Origin of the sequence: Bradyrhizobium sp. HKCCYLRH1030, from assembly GCF_051168395.1 — a bacterium.
In the GTDB taxonomy this organism is placed as follows: Bacteria; Pseudomonadota; Alphaproteobacteria; order Rhizobiales; family Xanthobacteraceae; genus Bradyrhizobium.
The window spans coordinates 13888-35249 of sequence record NZ_JBNPUY010000012.1 but is presented as its reverse complement, the minus strand read 5'-3'; the positions used below and the strand labels follow the sequence as shown (position 1 = coordinate 35249).

The window sequence follows — 21362 nt, the reverse complement described above, 5'->3', positions numbered from 1 at the left end:
CGCAACGCGGGCAAGCGTCGCGGCGGCGATCATCGAACCACCGACTGCTGAAGCCGTGATGCGACCGATGACAGGCCTCCCCCTCTCATTGCTGGTCCAGACCGCCGAAGCGGAAGATGCGGGCCATCAGCGGCGAAACGCCCACGAAGGTCGCGGTACAGCCCTGGGCTTCCAATTGCTTCCTCAGCATCAGCAGCAATCCGAGGAAGCGCGCATCCATGGCGCAGACGTTCGAGAAATCGATCGTGACCGGCTTGCGGGACGCCGAAGCGGCGCGGAACACAGGAATGGCCCGGTCTACGTGGCGCGCATCGGCGGGCCCCGACAGGCTGAGCGTGACCGCGCGCGTCCCATAGTCCTGCGTGATGGTCAGCGCCTCACCCCGCTCATGCGTGCGGCGCATCCACCAGGTCCACACCACGAACGGCAACACGTGGGTGAGCATGAGGCCGAGCATCGCCGTGCCATCGTTCCAATAGCGGCGCCAGAGATAGGGCTCCTCCTTGATGCGCCACAGCCACTCGAAGCCTGATTGGCGCAGGATCGCCGGTGCGCGCTTCACCGTGCCGGCCTGGAAGTTGAGCGCGGCGCCGAGGTGGGCGCGAACTGGAATCTCGAGGCACTCATGATTGCGCTGCAGCCATGATTGTCCCTTCACGCTGCTGAGCGAGGCAACCAGGAAGTCCGCCCCGCTGGCATTGATCTCGTCGATGATGTGATCCCGGCTCAACTCCTCGGCCGACAAATAGCCGGGGTTCAACCAGCCCACGCACTGCAATCCCGCCGACTGGCCGTTCAGCGTCCGGGCGGCCCGTTCGGCGGCCCCCTCCGGGCCACCGAAAAGAAAGAGCTTCAGCGCGTTTGCCGGCGCGGCCTCCGACTTCAGCGCGTCGAAGATATCGGCGCCGGCCGTCCGGCTCTTGATCGGAATCCCAAGCAGCCTAGCGATCCAGACCACCGGCATGCCGTCCACCGTGCAAAGATCGCTCAGGATCAGCGACTCCCTGAAGCTCCTGTTCGACTGGCTGGCGACCAGGAAGTTGAGATTGGGAGTCGAGATGAGAAGCCGGGTCCTGCGTCGGGCAGCGTCGCGGATGCGGCGCAGTACGCCGCGCATGCCGATGGCATCGACCGGTATTCCGAGGACGCAATAGACGTCGCGCGCGAGGTCGTCGGGAATCGCGGCGTCGGCCAGGGCGGCAGCATCGACCTCCGGCCGATCGCGACCCGCCCCGGAGCGCCCCACGCGATAAAGGGGGGATCCCGGCTCCTGCAATTCATGCGTGGTCAGCATCCGCCGCTCTCCCTCAATCTGCCCGCCGCACGAGGATTCCGGGTTGCGGATCCCTGCCGCACCTCCCCGACCGAATAACGTGCGACCCAAAAGCCACTATTTAATTTTAAATCATACCATTTATTTAATACGGTTTATTTGTAAATGCCAGGGCAGATTTGCGGCGCGGCTGCAGCAATACCTTCCCGGCGCACGTCGAAGTCCTTTTATTTAATTGCATCTCCGGATAATGTTCACGGACGGTATTCCCGGCGGCTGCCGGGGCCACGCCGTTCGAATATCCGGGTGAGATCGATGCCGAGAATTTCAGCGACGACGTCGATGTCGGCCGGGCCGCGCGCCTCCGCGGGGACGTTCGATGTCTGTGCGCTGATTCCGGTCCTCGCCTTCGCCTACTCGTCCCTCATTCAGCCGCTGATCTATTTTGGCTTCCCGCCATCGCCCGGGCTCCAGGGCCTGCTCGAGAGCCGGATCGAGAACCGGATCTTCTGGCCTGTCCTCGCGGCCATCGCCATCGTCGTTGCGATGCAACGCCTCGCCCGCGGCGAGCGGCTTGCCGCTGCGCCCAACATCATCAGTCTCTGCGTCTATTTTGGATTGGCCGGCGCCAGCATCGCGTGGGCATTCAAACCCGAATTCGCCTTCGTCCGTTTCGTCCAGGAAGCGATGGTCCTCACCGCCATCGTGCTGCCCGCCCTGCTATCGAGGCCGAGCGCCGACATCCTGCGCGGCGTGTTCCTCTGCTTTGCAGCAGGGGTGATCCTCAATGTTCTGCTGATCCCCGGCGGTTACGCGACCTACGCGCAGTACGGCAACGCGCTGGTCGACATCGGTTACCAGGGCTACTTCTCGGGCAAGAACCTGCTGGGCGAGTTTGCCGCCATTGCGTTCCTGCTCTCGGTTCACGAGTTGCTCTATCCCGGAACGCGCCGCGCGCTCGGGATCGTCGTTGCCGTCGGTGCCATCGTCCTGATCTTCTTCTCGAGCTCGAAGACCGCGCTCGGCCTCGCTCTGGTCGCCCCGATCCTGGCCATCCTGACGCTGGCGCTTGCGAGAACGCTGCGGGTTGCACCGCTTCTGATCCTGGTGGCGATCATCCTCGGCTACTTCGTGGTCGGCGAGCTCGCGGGCTTCACGACCAGCCGCATCGCCTATCTGCTGACGGGTGATTCCAGCTTCACCGGCCGAACCACCATATGGGCCTTCTCTAACTTGGAGATCGCGAAGAGGCCGCTCCTGGGATGGGGCTATCAGAGCTTCTGGCTGGTCGGTGCCGACGCACCAAGCATCACCGATGCACCCGGCTGGGTGAAGGCCATGCCGAACTCCCACAACGGCTACTACGATGCGATGCTGGAACTGGGCTATGTCGGTTTTGCCTTTCTCCTCGTGTTTCTGGCGGCCACCGTTCACGTCATCGGCCGCGTGATGAAGCACGACTACAAGCGGGCGTGGATCCTGCTGTCCGTCGCGCTGTTCGTCATGCTCTATAACCTGCTCGAAACCCTGTGGCTGCGCGCGTTCGACGTGACCTGGGTGGTATTCGTGCTCGTCACGGTCGAGGCCGCAAGATACTGGCGGAGGTCGCAACAGAGCATGCCCGCCGCTCAGCCGGCGAACAGGCGGTCGGCTCGTTGGAGCCGTACACGGCCGGCTTGGCGGCCACGGCTCGGCGTCCGCACCTGACGGGAGGCCCGTTGAAGCGTCACGCCAGCGCTATTGCGTTGATCCCGGCGCCGCCGCGAATGGCGCGCCCGCATCGAATCTCGCCTTGGCCGGTAACGTATGCAGCTTGGTATCCCCGGTTGGGTCCACCCAGGGCCACGGATGACTGCCGAAAAAGCCGGGCTTGGCTCTCAGATACAGCGACGCCGGCAGCGGCTGCGCCGCGAGAGCGTCCGTCCAGACCACCTTGCCGGTGAGATAGTCGAAATTGCCGCCGCGGATCACCGTGGCCAGCGTCTTCGGATCAGGCGCCATGGTCCATCGCTCCGGGTCGTAGCCAAGCACCCAGACGTTGCCGACACCGCCCTGCCCCCAAACCGCCGTTCCGGCCCGCATCGATGGATCGTCGTAGCTCCAACCGCTCATGCGTCCAGGTCGGCCCAGCACATTGCCGGCGAACGAATCCCACCACGAGCCATAGGCGAGACCGACGGCTCGAACGCCCGAACGATCGACGAAGCGCTGGCGCTGGCCGGTGAGATGGTTGCGGAAAAAGGTCAGATAGATCGCGTTGCCATGGGTGTAGTCGCTGTCGGCATTGTGGGACAGATTGCCTTCGAACAGGACGTGATGGGCGCCGGCCATGTGCGACGCGTTGATGCCGACCTCGACCCAGCCGGGATTGTCGAAATCGAACGAGTCGTCGGCATAGTTATAGCCGACGACGCTGCCGGCGCCGGACGACCGGAACACCATGTTCTTGCAGACGTCGACGAGGATGTTGTTCTCGATCAGGACCTCCGAGGAGCCCGTCGCCAGGCTGATCGCGTATCCGGCGCCGCCCGGCTGCGGCCACGAGCCGGCGTGGATGTAGGAGTCGCGGAGCTCGACCCGGAACGAATTGTCGATCGCCACGCCCTCGCCGAGCCATTGCGTCACCTCGACGGATCTGGCCCAGGAATAAGCAGCGGCTTCGAACCGCAACGCGCCGTCCGCCCCGCCGACGATGCTCAGATCTTCGACGCCCACCTTGGCAACGTGGATGTCGCGATTGTTGGCGGCGTGGCGACCGCTGTTCGGGTCGGTGCTATAAGGCGTGAGCTGCGCTTGGTGATCCCGGCGATAGCTGATCGTGAGCGGCGAGGTGAATGTCACCGTGCTGCCGGTCACCGAGGCGATCTCCTTGATCTCGGCGGTCGCCCGGTCGGTCCGGGCAAACCACGACATCGACTTCGGCAACACGCCGGGAGCCTGGTCATAGGGACCTCCGGCATTGGCACCGGCATTGTCGTCGCCCGGCTGAACCGGATAGTGCATGTTCCAGGCGACGCGGTCGCCTTGCCAGACCTTCGCTCCCGCTGGAAAACCCGCCGGCGTCGCCTGCCACGATGCGCCTGAGACCTCGTCGAGCAGAACGAAATCGCCCGGCTTCAAGGCCGCGGCACTGGCGAGGGCGACGGTCGACGTCCCCTGATCGCCGTCCGCCAACAGGTCCTGCGACGCGCTGCTGTCGGGGCCATTGTTCCAGCGCGAAGGTCCGACGATGATGACAGGCTTGGCGTCGTAGCTGTACGAGCTCGGGTCGACCGGCGTCAGGATTCCCTTGGTGCCGGCAATCACGACCGGCGTTCGTGCCCGCGCACCGTTGGTTTTCACCAGCCTGGTCGCGCCTGCGCCGGCGCCGCGCAGCGTCACTGGCCGGCTGATCAGGAGCGGCTCGTTGACGATGAACGTCCCGGGGCCGAGCATCACCACCTGGCCGGCGGGTGCAGCGGTCAAGGCAGCCTGAATCGCGCTGCTGTCGTCTCTCCCACTCGGAGACAGCGTGCGGTAAATGATGGTCCGGTTCGGAATACCGCCGGCTGACATCAGCCCGGGATTCCAGGCGGCGAGACGCTCCACCGGCAGCAGATTGCCGGCCAGTGACGGCCCGGTGGACGCGGTCGGCTCGGCGGCCGCGGCAACGCCGCGAAGGAACAGCAGGGCAAGCGCTGCCGTGAACAGCGCCCGGATGCAGGCGGCGTCGATCCGGCGCGTCACGCGCGCGACCGGCCGGGACGAAGCCTGGGTGCAGCCGGGGATCACGAGGCCGATGTCATCCATGGGAACCTCTCGCAGGACCGGTCACACAGCCAAAACGGGCGCCGATTTAAAAACACCATGACTTTGACACGCGCCATGACATAATATTAATTCACGATTTAATTTATTGAAAGGCGGCCGGCGACGCCCTGCTCGGCAGAGCTTCGTCCCAATCTTCCGCCTTCGGCAAGGGATTTGATACGTGACGCCATCGCGCCGCTACCTGCTCATCTCGCCCTGCCGGGACGAGGCCCAATATCTCCGCCGGACTCTCGACAGCGTCGCTGCGCAATCGGTGCCGCCGGCGCTGTGGATCGTGGTGGATGACGGATCGACCGATGACACCCCGGCCATTCTCGACGAGTACGCCCAGCGCCTGCCCTATCTGCGCGTGATCCGCCGCGCCGACCGCGGCGGACGCAAGGTCGGACCCGGCGTGATCGAGGCATTCTATGCCGGCCTGGAGAGCGTGCGGCTGGAGGATTTCGACTATCTCTGCAAGCTCGACATGGACCTCGATCTGCCCGCGCGCTACTTCGAGCTGCTGATGGAGCGGATGGAGAGCGATCCGCGGGTCGGGACCACCTCGGGCAAGCCGTGGTTCGTCCACCCGCAGACCGGCGCCTTGGAGCCGGAGGTCTGCGGCGACGAGATGTCGGTCGGGATGACCAAGTTCTACCGCGTCGCCTGCTTCCAGGAGATCGGCGGCTTCGTGCGCCAGGTCATGTGGGACGGCATCGACTGCCACCGCTGCCGCATGCTCGGCTGGATCGCCGAGAGCATCGACACCGAAGCGCTGCGCTTCATCCATTTGCGGCCGCAGGGCGCCAGTCACAAGGGCATCTGGACCGGACGGCTGCGCAAGGGTTTCGGCCAGTACTTCATGGGAACGTCGCCGCTGTATCAGCTCGCGGTGGCGGTCTATCACCTGCCGGCCTATCCCGCCCTGATCGGCAGCACCGCGATGCTGTGGGGCTATTTCCGGAGCTGGCTGACGGGCCTGCCGCGCTACGACGATCTCGAATTCCGCCGCTTCCTCCGCGCCTATCAGCATGCCTGCCTGCGCCTGGGCAAGCGCGCCGCCACGGCCCGGATCAACGCGGAGCGGGCCCAACTCTGGCGCGCCAGCCACGCCGCGGCCGACACGCGATGACGCTCGGCGGCCGATCGCCGCGGCATTGACACGACGACGACGAAGCTACGTGTTTCTCCGACCCCGTCTGGACAACATGGCCAAGATTCTCGAGCTCAGCCGCTTTCGTGCCGCTTCCGCCGTGCCGCCGATAACGGCGCCTGGCGGCGAGGCGACCGCGCCGGCAGCGTCCCGCAGCACGAACGCCCATGGCAGCGCATCCCCGCTCATTCCATCACTCGACGGCATCCGCGCGCTGTCGGTGCTGATCGTGGTCCTGGGCCATTCCGGGCTTCAGGCCATGGTCCCCGGCGGCTTCGGCGTCACCATCTTCTTCTTCCTGAGCGGCTTCCTGATCTCCACGCTGATGCTGGCCGAGCATCAGCGCACCGGCGCGCTCGACGTTCCCAGCTTCTATGCGCGGCGCGTGTTCCGGCTGATGCCGCCTCTGCTGCTGTCGTTGGCGATCGCCTACGGCCTCACCGCCGCCGGCCTGCTGGACGGCGGAATGACCGTCAAGGGCCTGGCGGCCCAGGTGCTGTATTTCGCCAACTATTACGGTCTGTTCTTCGATCCCGGCAATACGGTGCCCGACGGCACCGGCATTCTCTGGTCGCTCGCGGTCGAGGAGCACTTCTACATCGTCTATCCCCTGCTGATGACGCTGCTGCTCGGATCGGCGCTGCGGCCGCGCACCATCGGCGCGCTGCTCGGGCTCGTCTGCCTCGGCGTCCTCGCCTGGCGCATCCATCTCGTGCATGCCCCTGGGTTCTTCTCCGACCGCACCTATTACGCCTCGGACACCCGCATCGACTCGATCGCCTATGGCTGCATTCTGGCGCTGGTCATGAACCCGGTGCGGCAGCGCTCTGCCTCGGGGCGGATGTCGGCGGCGCAATGGGCGCTGCTGGCCGTCGCCGCGGCGGCGCTGCTGGTCTCGCTCGTCTACCGTGATGCGGTGTTCCGGGAGACCGCCCGCTACAGCCTTCAGGGGCTGGCGCTGATGCCGTTGTTCTACTTCGCAGTCCGCTTCGCCGACGCGCCGCTGTTTCGTCATCTCAACCGCTCCTGGGTGATGACGCTCGGCACCTATTCCTATGCGATCTATCTGATCCACAACGTCGTGATCCGGACGATCGACAAGAACCTGCCCGCGATCGCTGCCAAGCCCTATCTGCTGTTTCCGCTCGCGCTCCTGATCTCTGTCATCTACGCGGCGGCGATCGAGCGCTTCATCGAGCCGTATTTCAGACAGCTCCGGCGCAAGTTCAGGCCGCCGCCTGCTGCGAGAGCAGCGCAGGACGCGTCCGGCGCAGACTGGCGGCTCGGCAACCGTCTCGCCGAGAGTCCGACGCCGCGCGCATCCTGAGCGCATCGGCACCCCTTCACCGCTCCATCGCCTGCTGCACAAATGCGTCAAATTGTGCAGTTTAAATAATTAGTCCCGCATTTAATACTGCGACCCCGACCAATGAATACTTTCGGGGACGGGTGGATGCGGATCGCGAGCGCAGTTGCACGACGAATTCGACGACATACGCTCGGTCCCCTGCCGGACGATCCGGCACTGCGACCGTTGAGGTCCCCGCTCCAGATCAATCTCTCGGGCAAGGTCGCGCTGGTCACGGGAGCGGCGGGAGAGCTCGGCCGCCCGATCGCCCGGACACTGGCGGCCTGTGGTGCAAAGGTCGCCATCCATTATCTGACGGCGCGCGCTGCTGCGGAGAGGCTGTGCGAGGAGCTGAACGAGCTCCAGCCGCAGCACGCCTGCACCATTTCGGGTGACGTTGCCGAGCTCGAGGATGTGCAGGCCATGCGCCGCGTCACCGAGGGTGTGCTCGGCCCCGTCGACATCGTCGTGAACAATGCGGTGACATGGTACGACGAACGTCCCGTCGTCGAGCAGACGCCCGACCAGTTCGACAAGGTGTTTCGCTCCTCGGTCCTGCAGGCCTGGGCGACCGCGCGGGTGTTTTCCGGCCCGATGATCGAGCGAAAATGGGGACGCCTGATTTCTCTCGGCACGGAGATGACGAGCCTGGCCTTGCCCAATCGCGCGCCCTACACGGCGGCCAAATGCGCCATGGACGGCATGCTGCGGTCCCTGGCGCGGGAGCTCGGACCGCATGGCATCACGGTCAATCAGGTCGCCCCGGGCTGGGTCGTCTCCGACAAGGACCGTCGTGACCGTGACGAGGTGCAGCCGCTCTACGAGCGGTCCGTGCCGCTCGGACGGCGCGGCTACGATCAGGACGTCGCCAACATGATCGCGTTTCTGGCCTCGGACCTCGCCGGTTTCGTGACCGGCGTTCGCGTGCCGGTGTGCGGCGGAGTCGTCATGCCGGAGGCCTGAGCACGCGCGCCTCGATGCGGCCGATTCTCGTGATGTCGATCGCGCGTCAGCGGAAGACGCGATGACGGTGGCACCAACGCACGAACACGTAGATCGACCATATGCGCGACCAATAGATCCCCGGCGCCCCATCGAGGAAGGCGCGCCAGAGGCGCTCCACGGCCGTGGGGTCCAGCCCCACCGGCGCAACGGCCTGCGGGTCCCGCAGGGTCCGGTCCATTGCATCCTGCAGGCCGCGCCGAATCCAGCGATCGAGCGGCAGCACGAAGCCGCTCTTCGGCCGGTCGAACAGCGACGGATCGAGGCCACGCAGGCCGATCCGCCTGAGCATCGCCTTGCTTCGCAGCGGCGCGTAGCGCGTCGCATCGGGCAGCCGGTCGACGCTTTCGAACAGCACCTGATCGACCAGCGGCACCCGCTGCTCCAGCGAGGCCGCCATGCTCGCCACGTCATTGTCGCGCAGCAGGCGCTCGCCGAGAAACAGGCGCTGCTCCATGACGCTGATCGCCGACAGCGGAGTGCGCGCGCGCGTCTCCGCGGTGATCTTCGCTCTCATCGCGGCCGGCAGCCCATCTGTCAGCGTATCGACGAGATCAGGCGCGAGCAGCTCGCGCTGAAAACCGGGCAGGAACAGCGCATAGGCCATCTGGTAGAGCGCCAGAAGATCGTCGCCGCGTCGAACCATCTCCGGAAGCTTGGCCCAGCGCGTCTGCGGCGCCACCGTGCCGCGCGACGGCGACAGCATCTGCGCGGCCAGCTTCGCCGCAGCGGCTTTGACGCCGGCCGGCACCCAGGCCGTGCGCTCCGACCATCGCTGCAGGATCGGCAGGTCGCGAAACGACGTATAGCCGCCGAACAGCTCGTCGCCGCCGGTCCCCGACAGTGCCACCGTGAAGCCTGCGCCGCGGATGGCGTGCGACATGAAGTATGAGTTCAGGCCGTCGAAGGTCGGCTGGTCCAGGCTGTCGAGCGCGGCATCGAGGTTGTCGACGAAGTGCTGCTCCGTCAGCACCACCTCGTGATGCTCGGTGCCGATGGCGGCGGCGATCTGGCGCGCGATCGGCCCCTCGTTCAGCTCCTGCTCCTCGAAAGCAAGCGTGAAGGTGTGGATCGGACCCGTGGCCGCGCGCTGCGCCAGATTGGCCATGACCGAGGAATCGATGCCGCCCGAGAGAAACACTGCGAGCGGCACGTCGCTGGCGAGATGCAGCCTCAGCCCCTCCTCGAGGATCTCGGCAAGATGATCCTCGTCCATCGTCGGGTCCGGAGCCCGCTCCGGGATCGACCAGAAATCCTCATCGCGGATGATGTTGCCGACGCCGTCGAACGTCGTGAGATGGCCTGGAGGCAGCAGTTCGACGCCCTTCACCGCCGTGCCGGGACCGACCACGAAACCGTTCCAGACGCCGCTGGCGACGGCCTGCGGATCGAGCTGGGCCCTCCCCAGAAGGCCGGATGCCAGGAGAGCACGCAGCTCGGATGCGAAGGCCACCGACCAGCCCGCGTCGGGTTTCGACGCGCGGGCGACGTACAGCGGCTTGATACCGAGGGGATCGCGCGCCAGCAGCAGCCGGCGCTCCTTCGGATCCCAGCAGGCGAACGCGAACATGCCGCGCAACCACGCCACCGCCTCCGGCCCATGCAGGCCGAGCGCGCGCAGCATCACCGCGGTATCGCCGGTCGAGCTGAACTGCTGGCCGCCGGCGACGAGGCGCTGCCGCAGGTCGGCAAAATTGTAGATCTCGCCGTTGAAGACGATGACATGCCCGGTGACCGGATCGGTCATCGGCTGCACACCGGCGGGCGACAGATCGAGGATCGCGAGCCGGCGGTGCGCCAGCAGCGCGCCCCAGCCACGCTCGTCCGCGGGCGAGGTCCAGACTCCCCCGGCATCCGGACCGCGATGGAGCATGGCATCGTTCATCCGCTGCAGCGCGGCGCGGTTGTCGTCGTCAACCCGTCCGATGATCCCAGCGATGCCACACATCAGAACATTCCGTTTGAGACGCGCGACGTCAAAATGACCGACGACACGGAACGGCCTCGCGCGCGAGATCGCGTGCGACCAGACCTCGGGCATCGCAGGACCATCTCGGCCCTCAAATGGAAGCAGCCGTTCCGGACGACCAGGACGCCGGCGCTGGCGCCGCAGCCGGCAGCGGACCGTAGGTCCGCGCCAAGCATTGTTCGTAGTCGAGCGGCGGCGTCCAGCCAAGCGTCTCCCTCAGCTTGCGGTTGTCGAAGCGCAGCGGCTTGAGCATCGCGTCGAACTTCTTGGGCGTCAGGATCGCCGGCACTTTGGTCGCCCGCCTGAACACGGTCGCAAACGCCAGCCGTACGATGCTGCTGGCGAGCCAATGCGGGATGGGCAACCGGAGGCCGCGCTCGCCGGTGCCGCGCATGTAGTCCGACAGATAAGTCCAGACCCGCTCGCCGGGACCGTCGACGATGTTCAGCGTCTGGCCGATCGCCCGCGAATCCGTCGCCGCCAGCGCGAAGACGTCGGCGCAGTTCTCGACATGGGTCATGGGGATGCGGGTCAGCGGCCCGATGACGACGTGGTGGCGTCCGATCTGCTGGCCGAGCGCGGCGAGATAGCCGTGGCCGCGTCCCCAGATGAAGCCGGGACGCAGCACGGTGAGATCCCAGCCGTTCTTCTCGACGTAGCGGCGCGTCACCCGCTCCTGCCACCATTTGGCGACGGTGTAGCCGCCACGGGTGTAGACGTCGGGCGTCTGCTGCAGCGGCGCGCTTTCGTCGAGGACGTCGCGGGTCGCAGTGTAGTCGTAGACCGAGAAGCTGCTGCACAGCACGAGCCTGCGACAGGCGCTGCCTGCCATCGCCTCGAGCAGCCGCTCGGTGCCGCCTACCGTGCCGGCGAATTGCGCGTCCTCGCCGCCGGCGACCACGGCCGCCAAATGGATCAGCACATCCACATTCTCGAACGCGCGAGCAAGGTCGCGCGAGGTGCGCAGGTCGGCCCTGATGATGTCGACCGACGACGGCCAGCCAAGGGCGTCAACGCGCGTCGCCGGACGCACCATGGCGCGAACCTCGATGCCGCGGGCCAGCAGCGCATCGACGACATGCCGGCCGAGAAACCCGTTGGCGCCAGTGACCAGGGCTTTCATATCGCCAGCTTCCTCATGTCCGCCTGCTCCGTCGGCTTCATCGCTTCGACCATCCGATTGACGGCCAGGACGTCCTCGATCGTGATCGGCAAGGCCGTTCCCGAGCCGAGCGCCTGATAGGTGCGCGCCAGGCACTCCCACAGCCCCTCATAGGCACCTGGGCCCTTGAACTTGCGCAGCAAGGTCGAAAGCGCCGCGCGGCGGATGTCGCGGCCCTCCTCCAGTCCGCTGAAGAACGGGCGCAGCGGCTTCGGCACGTTGCGCGGGCCATCGAAGGTCAACCGCGTTTCGAACAGATTGGCGGTCGCCTGCATCCGCTCGCCATAGACCCGCAGCCAGAACGCATCGGGCTGCGCGCTCGCGCTGAAGCCGAGCGTCGCCGTGCCGCGCTCGGCCTCGACCACACAGCGAAACTCGTCGAACGGCAGCGGCGAGGCCTTGCGCTTGCTCCAGACCGTCTCCGCCTTGCGGTGTGGGCCGACGAAGGCATGCGACAGCGAGGCGAGATGCGGCAGGAAGTCGGCGATCGCACCACCCGCCAATTTGAGCGCCGGATGCGGCGAATTCGGATCGGCAAAGCCGTCGGGGCCGAGGATGTCGAGGCAGATCAGCACGTCGACATGGGTCACGGCACCGAACTCGCCGGTCTCGATGCGACGGAGTATCTCCTGCGGCGCCCGGTTGAAGACGTAGTTGTAGTCCTCGACGACATGGCGGCCGGTCTGCTTGGCGCGCAAGGTCAGGGTCTGCAGCTCGTCGAAGGTCGAGGTCGCGGGCTTCTCGACGATCACATGCGCGCCGGCCTCGAGCGCGTCCATCGCGAGCCGAAAATGCGAGGTCGGTGGCGTCGTCACGTGCACCACATCGGGCCGCACCGTCTGCAGCATCGTGCGATGATCGGTGAACCAGGACGGGATGGCGTAACGCTCGGCCGCGGCCTCCGCCGTTGCCGGCGACAGGTCGCAGATGCCGGCCAGTTGAACGCCCGGCAAGGTGTTGAGGCAGGCGAGATGCTGGCGGGCGATCTGCCCTGCCCCGATGAGCACGGCCTTCATCACGAACGGGTCTCCAGGATCTCGCAATAGAAGTCTTCGAGCGCCTGTGCGGCCGCGCTCCAGGCATATTTCTCGACCGCGACCTGCCGCGCCGCGCCGCCGATCCGCACCGCAAGATCGGGCTCGGCGAGCAGCCCGTTGACCGCATCTGCAAAGGCGTCGGGCTCGTCTGCGATGAGGATGTCGCGTCCGGGCATCGCCTCGATGCCCTCGGCACCCAGGCTGGTCGAGACGATCGCCTTGCCCATCGCCATGGCCTCGACGATCTTCAGCCGCGTGCCGCCACCGAGCCGCAGCGGGACGATCACCGCCGCTGCCGCGGCGAGGTGCGGCCGCAGGTCCGGCACGAAGCCGGTCAGTTCGATCCGCGGCCCGGCCAGCGCCGTCAACGCCGGCGGCGGCCGGCCGCCGATGATCTTGCAGCGCGCATCCGGGTGCCGGGCGGCGATACGAGGCCAGATGTCGTGCACGAAATGCGTGACCGCATCGATGTTGGGCACCGTCGACAGCAAGCCGAAATAGACCAGCGTACGGCCGTCGGGCGCGGGGTCGGTGCTGCGCGGCTGATAGAACTCGACATCGGCGGCGTTGGGGATGACCGCAGTGCGGGCGTTCGGAATGTCGTCATGCAGACGCTTCTCGTCGTCCGCGCTGCAGAGATAGACGCCATCGGCTTCGCGATAGGCCGCGATCTCCTCGCGGCGCAGCTTGCGCCAGTTCGCACCGGCGTAGAGACGACGGCCCAGGCTCGCGCCCGTGGCGGCGAACTGCCGCGCCAGATCGTAGGCGATCTCATGCGAGTCGATGATCAGCCGCGGCGGCGGCGCGCCGGCCGGCGCCTGACGGAACAGGCAGTGGCCCAGATAGGGAAATTCGAGATTGACGACGTCGAACCGCGTGGTCCGCAGCACCCGATCCAGCACCCGCTGCAATTCCGGCAGGGCCACGCGCAGCCGGTCGAAGCTCCGCACCGAGACCAGCGAGCGCAGTTGCAGCAGCCGCTTCGCAAGACCGTCGCGGCCGTAAGGGTTCGGCACCAGCACCACGTCGCGGCAATAGGCCTGCATGGCCCGCCGGCACTCCTCGATGTCGAAGGCGTCATCGACCATCATCACCGCCGTGAGGTCGTGGCGGCGCGCGAGCTGGGTCATCAGCCCGTGCATGCGCGCCTGTGCCCCGAACCGCGGCGGGCTCGCCGGCATGTGCGAGACGCTGAGGATGCTGAGCCGCCGGCGATCGGCGAAACCGTACGCGGACCATTCGGGGTCGCGCTGCGCCGACGGCGCAGGCTCCGCCTCCATCACATCCAAGCCTGGGTGGTTGTCGCTGGTCATGACCATTTAAAACATTTAAATCACGGGATATTTTATATGTGGCATTTAACGATTGCGATAGTTAATCGCGGCACGAGGGCGGGGTTCCGGGCTCCTTTCGCTCCCTCTCAACGCTTGCCGATGAAGTCCCGGACGATCGTACCTGCGATCCTGAGCGGCTCGCGGACTCGGAACACGCCGACAACGATCGCGAGATAGAGACAGCCGCAGAAGCAGCCGGACAGGATCATGCGCACGAGCGCGGGATAGGCTCCGAGAAACGTCGCTTGCAGCCACCAGCCGGTCGCTGCGGTTGCGACGGCGCCGATGGTCTGCGCTCCGACGGCCCGGACCACGAGCTCGGCACCGATCCCGATCGGACGTCCGGCATACATCACCGACGGCAAAGCGATCAGCGAGTATCCGGCCACGACGCCCCAGGCCACGCCGACCGGACCAAACGGCAGCCCGGCCAGCACCGCGACGACCTGCGCGACCAGAGAGATGATGCCCCAGGTCTGCCAGCGGTCCGCCCTCCCGAGCGACAGATGCAGCCAGCCCTGCGAGCCCTCGACGACGTGCGAAATGCCGCGCAGCGCGATGATGCTGAGCAGCGCTCCCGCAGCCTGCCACTTCTGCCCCAACAGCACGACGGTGAGGTCCTCCGCCGTGACGGAGAGGATCGCCGCCGCCGGCATCAGGAAGAAGGCCAGGATCGACAGTGCCGCCTCATACTTCTGCCGAAGCGCGGCCGGATTTGCCTGGAACTTGCTCAGCGCCGAGCTTCCCACCGCATGCGTCTGATTGAGCGCCGCATAGATCGAGTTGTCGTACAGGTTCATCGCATTCTGGTAGTACCCGACCTGATCGGGCCGGTAGAGCAGACCGAGCGCGATCCGGTCCACCGCCCGCGACAACGTATAGGCCACCGTGAATCCGACGACGTGGAGGCCAAAACGCACCATCGATCGCACCTCGGCGTCGAACACCGGCGCGCTGGGCCGCCAACGGCAGGCCGACCACGCGGCGACCACGACGCAAATCGATGTCACGACGGGGCGAATGACCAGCGCCCAATAGCCGTAGCCCTCGAACGCCATGGCGACGGCGGCAACCGTCCCTGCCAGCGTGCCGAACAGCTGGATCCGGCCGATGCGGCCGAACTGCAGCGTGCGCCGGAGCAGCGCCATGTGCTGGTTGGTCAGCCCGGACAGCACGAAGGTGATCGCGACGCAGAGCGCGATCGGCTCCAGTCGCGGATCACCGTAGATCCAGGCAATCAGTGGGCTGGATGCCGCGACGACGATCGCCACCGCAACGCCGATGCCGGTGCTGACCCAGAACAGACCGCTGACCTGGGCCGGAGTGATCCTGCTGCGCTGGGCGGTGGCATCGAGCAGGCCGAAGTCGATCAGCAGCGGCGCGAAGCTCGTCAGCACGGTGACGATGGCGACGAGCCCGAAATCCTCTGGCGCAAGCAGCCGGGCCAGAACGATGGCCGCTCCGATCTGAAGCACGGAATTGCCGTATTGGATGACGATGGAAATCAGGCCGCCGCGCAGCGCGCGGCGTCCGAGATCGCTCGACTCCCGATGTTCCTCGAAATAGGCGGCGACGGCTTCTGACATCTCCGTTCAATCGCTTTCAATCATCGTAACCAACCTTCCGATTCCCAGTCACGGGCCAAACAGATCCGTCCAGGGCCATGAAAATCCGACCATCGAAAATGCAGCCGGTATAGAATCGTTCGCGGCCGAGATCGGAGGCCGCGGGGAGCGATGACGTCTCCTTGTGGCGGAGAAAAGGATTGAAACGTCACTGCGCCAACAATACCGGCTTGCGATTTAACTCCTGCTCGCGCGTGATCGCCGGACCGGCCGCCATCGCGGCCAGCCTCTTCAGCCGATCCTTGCGGGCAGCGAGGCCCGGCATCGGCTGCAGACCCGTGGCCTCCAGGATCGTCTCCCACCGATACACCCAGTCATGCCGCATCAACGTCTGGACCATGCCGGTTCGCCGCATCCGGTCCTGGCGGACCGGATCGTCGTCCAGTTCCCTGATGACCCGGTCGATGTCGGGCGATGTATGCGGCACGTCGATCATCACCTCGGGCCAATCGAACAGCCGCGGAAACAGCTCGTTGTCGGGACGCTCGCCGAGCATGATGGCTCCCGCCGCCGCGCCCTCGAAATACCGATAGCCGAACTCGACCTGCCGCCCGGTCTCCTGCGGCTCGTCGAACTTGCCGGGATTGACCAGAAAATACCTGCTCCTCTTGGCGAGGTTTGCCATCTGCGTCCGGTGCTCCCGGAGATCGATGGCCTGGCTGCCGCCGATCGTGTCGTGGAGATAGAACAGGCCGCTGTCCCGCGCCATCGCGAGCAGTGATTGGTGCGTGACACGGGAGCGGCGTCCCATGCTAAAGACGTCGATGACCCTTGCGGGCGGATCGGGATAGGGACAAAACCGGATCGCATCGATGGCGAGCGGAAGATGCGCGCATGCCTTGCCGATCTCCTCGCTGAGCGGCTTCACCGTACTGATCTGGAACGGCATCACGACGTCGAACTTGGCGAGGATCTTCAGGAAATGCCGGTGCTTGGCGATCTCCTTCACCCAGAGCTCATCCAGCAGACACACCGAGGTCCTGCACGCGCCTCTCAGATCCTCGATCGCATCGAACATGATCAGGTCCTGCGGGAATCCGCAGATCGCGAACAGAACGTCGTATTGCTGTTGCGGCTCGATCCGCGCCAGCCCGGGATTCAACAGCACGGGCGCGTGGTAGCCCAGCCGGGTGGCGAAGCTCGCCCGTCGGCTCGACGGGTCGAGCACGGGCGCAAACATCTCGGCTGAATCGACCTCGCAGATGATGTCCTCGAACTCGACGTGAGGACCGCGATTGAGGGCTTTGCCGAAGATGTTTCGAAGTGAGAAGACGGCGATGCGGGGCTTGCCCGGCTGCGAACTCATGACGCCTCACTCTGGTGTTGTTGGATCACTTGCACGGTGCTGTGCGGAGAAGGCGGCGACGTCACGACGATGAAACCGGCGTTTGGATGAGACCCGCGTCCAGCGCGATCCGTGCGGCGGCATCGATGCGCGCGAACGGAACGTCGGCCCGGACCGCCATGTCGAGCAGGCTGTGCTTGCCATCCGCAAGGTTGAGGACCCACAGGAGGTCCATCTGCGTCGCACCGCCTGCCTCGCGCTGGCCGGCAATCGCGCGATACAGGCCGCGCCGTCCCAGTTGCGGCTCCCCTCGCCCATCGACGCGCTCATAGATGCAGTCGCGATCGAGCAGATCCAGCACCTCCTCGATGACCGCGTAGGATTGGTCGAGACAGTCCGGCTTGACGAAATTCAGATTGTCGGCCGAGGTGTGATATTCGGGGAACGTGCCGTGCACGCCGCGCATCAGGCACCCGACCGGCAGATCGAATCCCGGTGAGCAGAACTGCCGCTCGTCGTATCCATAGGGACTGAATGGCAGAATCTCATGCGGATGGCCGGCGTGCTTCAGGACATGGGCGACGGCGCGATCGATGCTCGCTCCGCTCCGGCTCTGCTTGTAGTGAAATCCACTGGGATCGCCGAGACAGGTGAGGACGAGGCCGTGTTCGACATGGCCGAGATTCCGCTCGTTGCGGTCGAGCCATGCGAGCGCGCCGATCGTTGCCGGCAGGAACAGAAATCGGTACCCGAGCCGGCGGGTCCGCTGCGCCTGCCGCATCGCCAGCGCCGTCATGACGGCAATCCCTGAGAGATTGTCGTTGGCGAGACTCGGGTGACAGATGTGACAGGTGATCAGGACTTCCTTGTCCGTCTGTCCAGGGACGAAGAATTCGCCATAGGTCAACGATCCCTGCGAGAGCTCGCTCTCGATCTCGACGCGGTAGCTGTCCTCCGTCATTTCCCGCCACAGACGGTCCGGCAGGCAGAAGCCCCAATCGTCGGCATAGTAGCCGGTCCGGTATGGAATGAGATCAGGCTGATCCGGCAAGCTATGGACGTGCTTGGCAAGCTCAGCACGGCTGAGCACTGCCTGGACCGGCTTGCTGTAGCCCATCACGTGCAGATTGTTGTCGGCGAAGTCGACGAGAACGCGGCCCGACAGGGTCGAGATCGTCGCGCGACGAATGTTCCACTCCGCCGGCACGTGCCAGTCCAGGACGGGCGTCCCGGAGGGTACCTCGTGAATCGTAAGACCCACATGACGCGCGACAATGCCGAGCGTCTGCCGGACACCCGCCCCTGTGAGGCTGCGATTGATCGGAAACAGCTCAGCGACCAGATCGTGGAGATCGATCGCCGGCATTCTCGGACCAGCCGTGGATTTGAGGATGTCCAACATGGCGCGTCGACCCTACATCATCGTTCAGGCCGACGCCTGCGCGGCATGGGCTGGGAGATCGCCGGCCGGCAGCGGCACGATCGTCGGCTGGTAGACCAGATACTCCGCGGGAGCTTCCACCTGATCGTATGGCGCGACGACCTCCTCAGGCAGCCGTGCAAGATCGGTCACCCGCAGGAAGTCGCGCAGGCTCGTGCCCGTCGACTCCGAATCGACGTTGATGGCGCCGCGCCGGCCGCTGACGTCGGCAAAATGCACGGTGCGGAAATCGATGCTGAACCGCGTCACGCCCGAGGTGTTCGGCACCGACGAATGCAGATGCGCTCCGGAGAAGATCGTGACGCCGCCGCTCGGCGCGATCACCCGGATCTGCGGATCCAGTGCAATCTCCTGCTCCGGCTTCGGCTGCACCCGTGTATCAGTCTTGATGTGCCGCGCCGCCGATGCGCGTGAGGTCCGGTTCCACTCGTAATAGTTATAGTTTCTGGAGCCGTTCTTGATCGCTTCGTCGAAATAGCGCGGGTGGAATGCAAGGCCGTTGTCCGGCGCAATGTCATACACCGGCAGCCACCAATTGAGCTGGCACGGCGGCGCCGAGTACCAGGTGTCGCGATGAGGGTGGAATGCGAATGCGATCCCGGTGGTGAGATAGTCGTCGCTCGTTGCCGACCGCAGCCGCGGCACGTCGAAATAGGTCAGCTCGGGGTCGCAGCCAAGCTCGCGGAGCGCTCCCTGCACCAGCTCCTTCGACCGGGCGTGATGAATGAAGAATGGCTTCAGCCTGACGAGAATCTCGACGTAGCGCTCGACAGGAAGCTCGAATTGCGCCGTCCGCGGATCGTAAGGATGAAACGCCTCCTCGATCAGCTCCCTGGCGAACGCCACCAGCGCATCGAGCGAAGGCGTCGGCGAGTACAGGAACAGCGCACCCTCGTACAGTTTCTGGCGCCGCTCGTCATCGGGCATGATGGCATCAACGAAGATGTTCGTCATTCCGTGATCCTCCTCGACAAATCGTCAGAACCTTCGAGGCGATCGGGCCGCTCCGGAGCCGCCAGATTCCTCCCCCAAGACACCTCGCTGCCGCCATGCTGCTTCACCACAGCCCCCGTTCGGCAAGCGAGGGCCAGGCAGCATCCTTGGCCGACAACACCGTCACCGGCTGCGGCCATCGGATGCCGATCATCGGATCGTCGTGCCGGAAACCGTCCGAGAGCTCCTCGACATAATCCTCGCCCATCAGATACTCGACCGTCACGTCGTCGGTCAGCGTCTGGAATCCATGGGCAAAGCCCGCGGGGACGTAGAGCATCCGCGCTGTCGAGGGACCGAGCTCACAGGCATAGACCTCGCCGCGCGTCGCAGACTCCGGCCTAATGTCGACGATGACGTCGTGGATCAAGCCGGCGCTGCAGCGGACGATCTTGGCGTCAGGCTTCGGCGCACGCTGGAAATGCATTCCGCGGACGGTGCCGCGGCGTCGGGTCACCGAGCTGTTGCCCTGCACCGGGACAAACGCGATGCCCTGCTCCGCAAAGGTCTTCGCGCACCAGGTTCGCGTGAAGCTGCCGCGCTCGTCGGAGCGAACGGTCAGCTCGATCAGCCGCGCATCCGAACGTCCCAGCTGGACAAACCTCATGGCTCAAAACTCTTCGCGCAATCGTGCGGCAATGCCTTGCTCTACTCCTCGATGGTGGCCTTGGGGACCGGCACGATGAAGCGGCCGCCCCAATCGCGAATGGCCGCCATCTGCGCCTTGATCTCGCTCTTGATGTTCCACGGCAGGATCAGGACGTAGTCGGGCCTGGCTTCGAAGATCGCTTCCGGCGGCAGAATCGGAATGCGCACGCCCGGCATGTAGCGGCCCTGCTTGGACGGGGCGCGATCGACCGTGAAGTCGAGAAAATCGGTGCGGATCCCGCAATAATTGAGCAGCGTCACGCCCTTCGCCGGGGCTCCGTAGCCGACGATCTTCTTGTTGTCGCGCTTCAGCGCCGTCAGCAGCTCGAGCAGCGCCCGCTTCGTCTCTTTGACCTGCTCGTTCCAGGCCATGTAGATCGCGTCGTCATGCAGCCCATAGGCCCGCTCTCGTGCCAGAACATCGGCGACGTTCGGGCTCTCCGCATGAGCGGCGCCCGCGTGGCAGACGAAGAACCGGATCGAGCCGCCATGCGTTTCCGGGAGCTCGACGTCGAACACCCGCAAGCCCGCTTGGGCGAAGATGCGCAGGCCCGCGATCAGCGACAGATAGGAGAAATGCTCGTGATAGATGGTGTCGAACTGATGCCGCTGCATCAAGGTCAGCAGGTGCTGAACCTCGAAGGTCGCGACGCCCTCGGGGGCCAGCAGGATTTTGACGCCGCCGACGAAGTCGTTGATGTCGGGAACGTGCGCGAGCACGTTGTTGGCCGTGAGGAGATCGGCCGACCAGCCCTCCTCCCGGAGGCGGGCCGCATAGTCGCGGCCGAAGAACTCGACCCGGGTCTCGATGCCCTTGGCGCGCGCGGCCAGCGCAACGCTTTCGCAGGGTTCGACGCCGAGGCAGTCGATCCCCTTCTGGAGGGAGTATTGCAGCAGATACCCGTCATTTGACGCGATCTCGACATGCCGCGAGGCCGGACCGAGCTTGAAGCGATCGGCCATGGCTTCGACGTAGCACCGCGCGTGCTCGAGCCACGAGGTGGAGTGCGAGGAGAAATAGGCATAGTCGGCGCGGAAGATCTCGGACGCGGCCAGGAGGTCGCGTGTCTGCGCCAGACGGCACTCGCGGCAGACGAAGGTCTCCAGCGGATAGAACGGCTCCGCGCGCATGTAGTTGGCCGGATCGATGTAGTCGTTCGCAACCGGCGAGGCGCCGAGGTCGATCAGCTTGAGGGTCAGGTCGTCGCCGCAGTGCCGGCACTTGGGCGCGACGCCGACGGCGGTGGGAAGGGTCAGTTCCATGATGTCTCCGTCACTACTGTCTTTGCCGGCTGAGGCGAAG

The 21362-nt window shown here is 65.5% G+C and carries 16 protein-coding genes; 4 read left to right on the top strand and 12 right to left on the bottom strand.

The window, feature by feature from the left end; genetic code table 11:
- Nucleotides 1-85 precede the first annotated feature (85 nt).
- Nucleotides 86-1294, bottom strand: a complete 1209-nt coding sequence (locus tag ACQR1E_RS28920; RefSeq protein ID WP_315752503.1) for a WecB/TagA/CpsF family glycosyltransferase — start codon at nt 1292-1294, stop codon at nt 86-88.
- Between the two features lie 294 nt (nt 1295-1588).
- Between ACQR1E_RS28920 and ACQR1E_RS28915 the strand changes: the two genes are divergently transcribed.
- Nucleotides 1589-2980 (top strand): O-antigen ligase family protein, encoded by a 1392-nt coding sequence (locus tag ACQR1E_RS28915; protein WP_315729371.1) that lies wholly within the window; start codon nt 1589-1591, stop codon nt 2978-2980.
- A gap of 30 nt (nt 2981-3010) precedes the next feature.
- On the opposite strand, the gene ACQR1E_RS28910 is transcribed toward ACQR1E_RS28915, so the two are convergent.
- Complete coding sequence (locus tag ACQR1E_RS28910; RefSeq protein WP_315717404.1) at nt 3011-5062, bottom strand: right-handed parallel beta-helix repeat-containing protein; 2052 nt, start codon at nt 5060-5062, stop codon at nt 3011-3013.
- Nucleotides 5063-5243: 181 nt separating this feature from the next.
- Between ACQR1E_RS28910 and ACQR1E_RS28905 the strand changes: the two genes are divergently transcribed.
- The 3 genes from ACQR1E_RS28905 (at nt 5244) to ACQR1E_RS28895 (ending at nt 8526) form a co-directional block, all read left to right on the top strand.
- Nucleotides 5244-6194, top strand: coding sequence for a glycosyltransferase (locus ACQR1E_RS28905; protein WP_315717403.1), 951 nt, complete (start codon nt 5244-5246; stop codon nt 6192-6194).
- Between the two features lie 76 nt (nt 6195-6270).
- Nucleotides 6271-7542, top strand: coding sequence for an acyltransferase family protein (locus ACQR1E_RS28900; protein ID WP_434897878.1), 1272 nt, complete (start codon nt 6271-6273; stop codon nt 7540-7542).
- A gap of 207 nt (nt 7543-7749) precedes the next feature.
- Nucleotides 7750-8526 carry an SDR family NAD(P)-dependent oxidoreductase gene (locus ACQR1E_RS28895; RefSeq protein ID WP_315717401.1) on the top strand — a complete coding sequence of 259 codons (777 nt, stop codon included), beginning with the start codon at nt 7750-7752 and terminating at the stop codon, nt 8524-8526.
- Between the two features lie 46 nt (nt 8527-8572).
- Here ACQR1E_RS28895 and asnB read toward each other — a convergent pair whose 3' ends face one another.
- From asnB to ACQR1E_RS28845, 10 genes are all read right to left on the bottom strand, one after another.
- Nucleotides 8573-10513, bottom strand: coding sequence for an asparagine synthase (glutamine-hydrolyzing) (asnB, locus tag ACQR1E_RS28890; protein ID WP_434897877.1), 1941 nt, complete (start codon nt 10511-10513; stop codon nt 8573-8575).
- Between the two features lie 112 nt (nt 10514-10625).
- Nucleotides 10626-11657, bottom strand: coding sequence for an NAD-dependent epimerase/dehydratase family protein (locus tag ACQR1E_RS28885; protein WP_434897876.1), 1032 nt, complete (start codon nt 11655-11657; stop codon nt 10626-10628).
- Nucleotides 11654-12712, bottom strand: a complete 1059-nt coding sequence (locus tag ACQR1E_RS28880) for a Gfo/Idh/MocA family protein (RefSeq protein ID WP_315717398.1) — start codon at nt 12710-12712, stop codon at nt 11654-11656. Before ACQR1E_RS28880 ends, ACQR1E_RS28885 begins: the two co-directional genes overlap by 4 nt.
- A complete protein-coding gene (locus ACQR1E_RS28875; RefSeq protein WP_316170941.1) occupies nt 12712-14052 on the bottom strand; it encodes a glycosyltransferase family 4 protein in 1341 nt (446 codons plus the stop codon). The genes ACQR1E_RS28880 and ACQR1E_RS28875 overlap by 1 nt, the downstream gene beginning before the upstream one ends.
- A 101-nt stretch (nt 14053-14153) precedes the next feature.
- Nucleotides 14154-15653: a lipopolysaccharide biosynthesis protein gene (locus ACQR1E_RS28870; RefSeq protein WP_315752497.1), complete on the bottom strand. Its 1500-nt coding sequence runs from the start codon at nt 15651-15653 to the stop codon at nt 14154-14156.
- A gap of 187 nt (nt 15654-15840) precedes the next feature.
- Nucleotides 15841-16998, bottom strand: a complete 1158-nt coding sequence (locus ACQR1E_RS28865) for a glycosyltransferase (protein WP_316164861.1) — start codon at nt 16996-16998, stop codon at nt 15841-15843.
- 61 nt (nt 16999-17059) lie between these two features.
- Nucleotides 17060-18379: a DUF4910 domain-containing protein gene (locus ACQR1E_RS28860; protein ID WP_316164860.1), complete on the bottom strand. Its 1320-nt coding sequence runs from the start codon at nt 18377-18379 to the stop codon at nt 17060-17062.
- A 24-nt stretch (nt 18380-18403) separates the two neighbouring features.
- Nucleotides 18404-19372 (bottom strand): phytanoyl-CoA dioxygenase family protein, encoded by a 969-nt coding sequence (locus ACQR1E_RS28855; RefSeq protein ID WP_316170942.1) that lies wholly within the window; start codon nt 19370-19372, stop codon nt 18404-18406.
- 103 nt (nt 19373-19475) lie between these two features.
- A complete protein-coding gene (locus ACQR1E_RS28850) occupies nt 19476-20018 on the bottom strand; it encodes a dTDP-4-dehydrorhamnose 3,5-epimerase family protein (protein ID WP_315752493.1) in 543 nt (180 codons plus the stop codon).
- Nucleotides 20019-20059: 41 nt separating this feature from the next.
- The gene (locus ACQR1E_RS28845; protein WP_315752492.1) at nt 20060-21322 is read right to left on the bottom strand and encodes a class I SAM-dependent methyltransferase; all 1263 of its coding nucleotides are present in this window, start codon (nt 21320-21322) and stop codon (nt 20060-20062) included.
- Nucleotides 21323-21362: the final 40 nt, after the last annotated feature.

Coding starts and splice junctions, on each gene's coding strand:
- ACQR1E_RS28870 (WP_315752497.1), bottom strand. CDS start 15,653: ATGTCAGAAGCCGTCGCCGCCTATTTCGAGGAACATCGGGAGTCGAGC.
- asnB (WP_434897877.1), bottom strand. CDS start 10,513: ATGTGTGGCATCGCTGGGATCATCGGACGGGTTGACGACGACAACCGC.
- ACQR1E_RS28855 (WP_316170942.1), bottom strand. CDS start 19,372: ATGACGAACATCTTCGTTGATGCCATCATGCCCGATGACGAGCGGCGC.
- ACQR1E_RS28900 (WP_434897878.1), top strand. CDS start 6,271: ATGGCCAAGATTCTCGAGCTCAGCCGCTTTCGTGCCGCTTCCGCCGTG.
- ACQR1E_RS28865 (WP_316164861.1), bottom strand. CDS start 16,998: ATGAGTTCGCAGCCGGGCAAGCCCCGCATCGCCGTCTTCTCACTTCGA.
- ACQR1E_RS28910 (WP_315717404.1), bottom strand. CDS start 5,062: ATGGATGACATCGGCCTCGTGATCCCCGGCTGCACCCAGGCTTCGTCC.
- ACQR1E_RS28915 (WP_315729371.1), top strand. CDS start 1,589: ATGCCGAGAATTTCAGCGACGACGTCGATGTCGGCCGGGCCGCGCGCC.
- ACQR1E_RS28850 (WP_315752493.1), bottom strand. CDS start 20,018: ATGAGGTTTGTCCAGCTGGGACGTTCGGATGCGCGGCTGATCGAGCTG.
- ACQR1E_RS28860 (WP_316164860.1), bottom strand. CDS start 18,379: ATGTTGGACATCCTCAAATCCACGGCTGGTCCGAGAATGCCGGCGATC.
- ACQR1E_RS28875 (WP_316170941.1), bottom strand. CDS start 14,052: ATGGTCATGACCAGCGACAACCACCCAGGCTTGGATGTGATGGAGGCG.
- ACQR1E_RS28880 (WP_315717398.1), bottom strand. CDS start 12,712: ATGAAGGCCGTGCTCATCGGGGCAGGGCAGATCGCCCGCCAGCATCTC.
- ACQR1E_RS28885 (WP_434897876.1), bottom strand. CDS start 11,657: ATGAAAGCCCTGGTCACTGGCGCCAACGGGTTTCTCGGCCGGCATGTC.
- ACQR1E_RS28845 (WP_315752492.1), bottom strand. CDS start 21,322: ATGGAACTGACCCTTCCCACCGCCGTCGGCGTCGCGCCCAAGTGCCGG.
- ACQR1E_RS28920 (WP_315752503.1), bottom strand. CDS start 1,294: ATGCTGACCACGCATGAATTGCAGGAGCCGGGATCCCCCCTTTATCGC.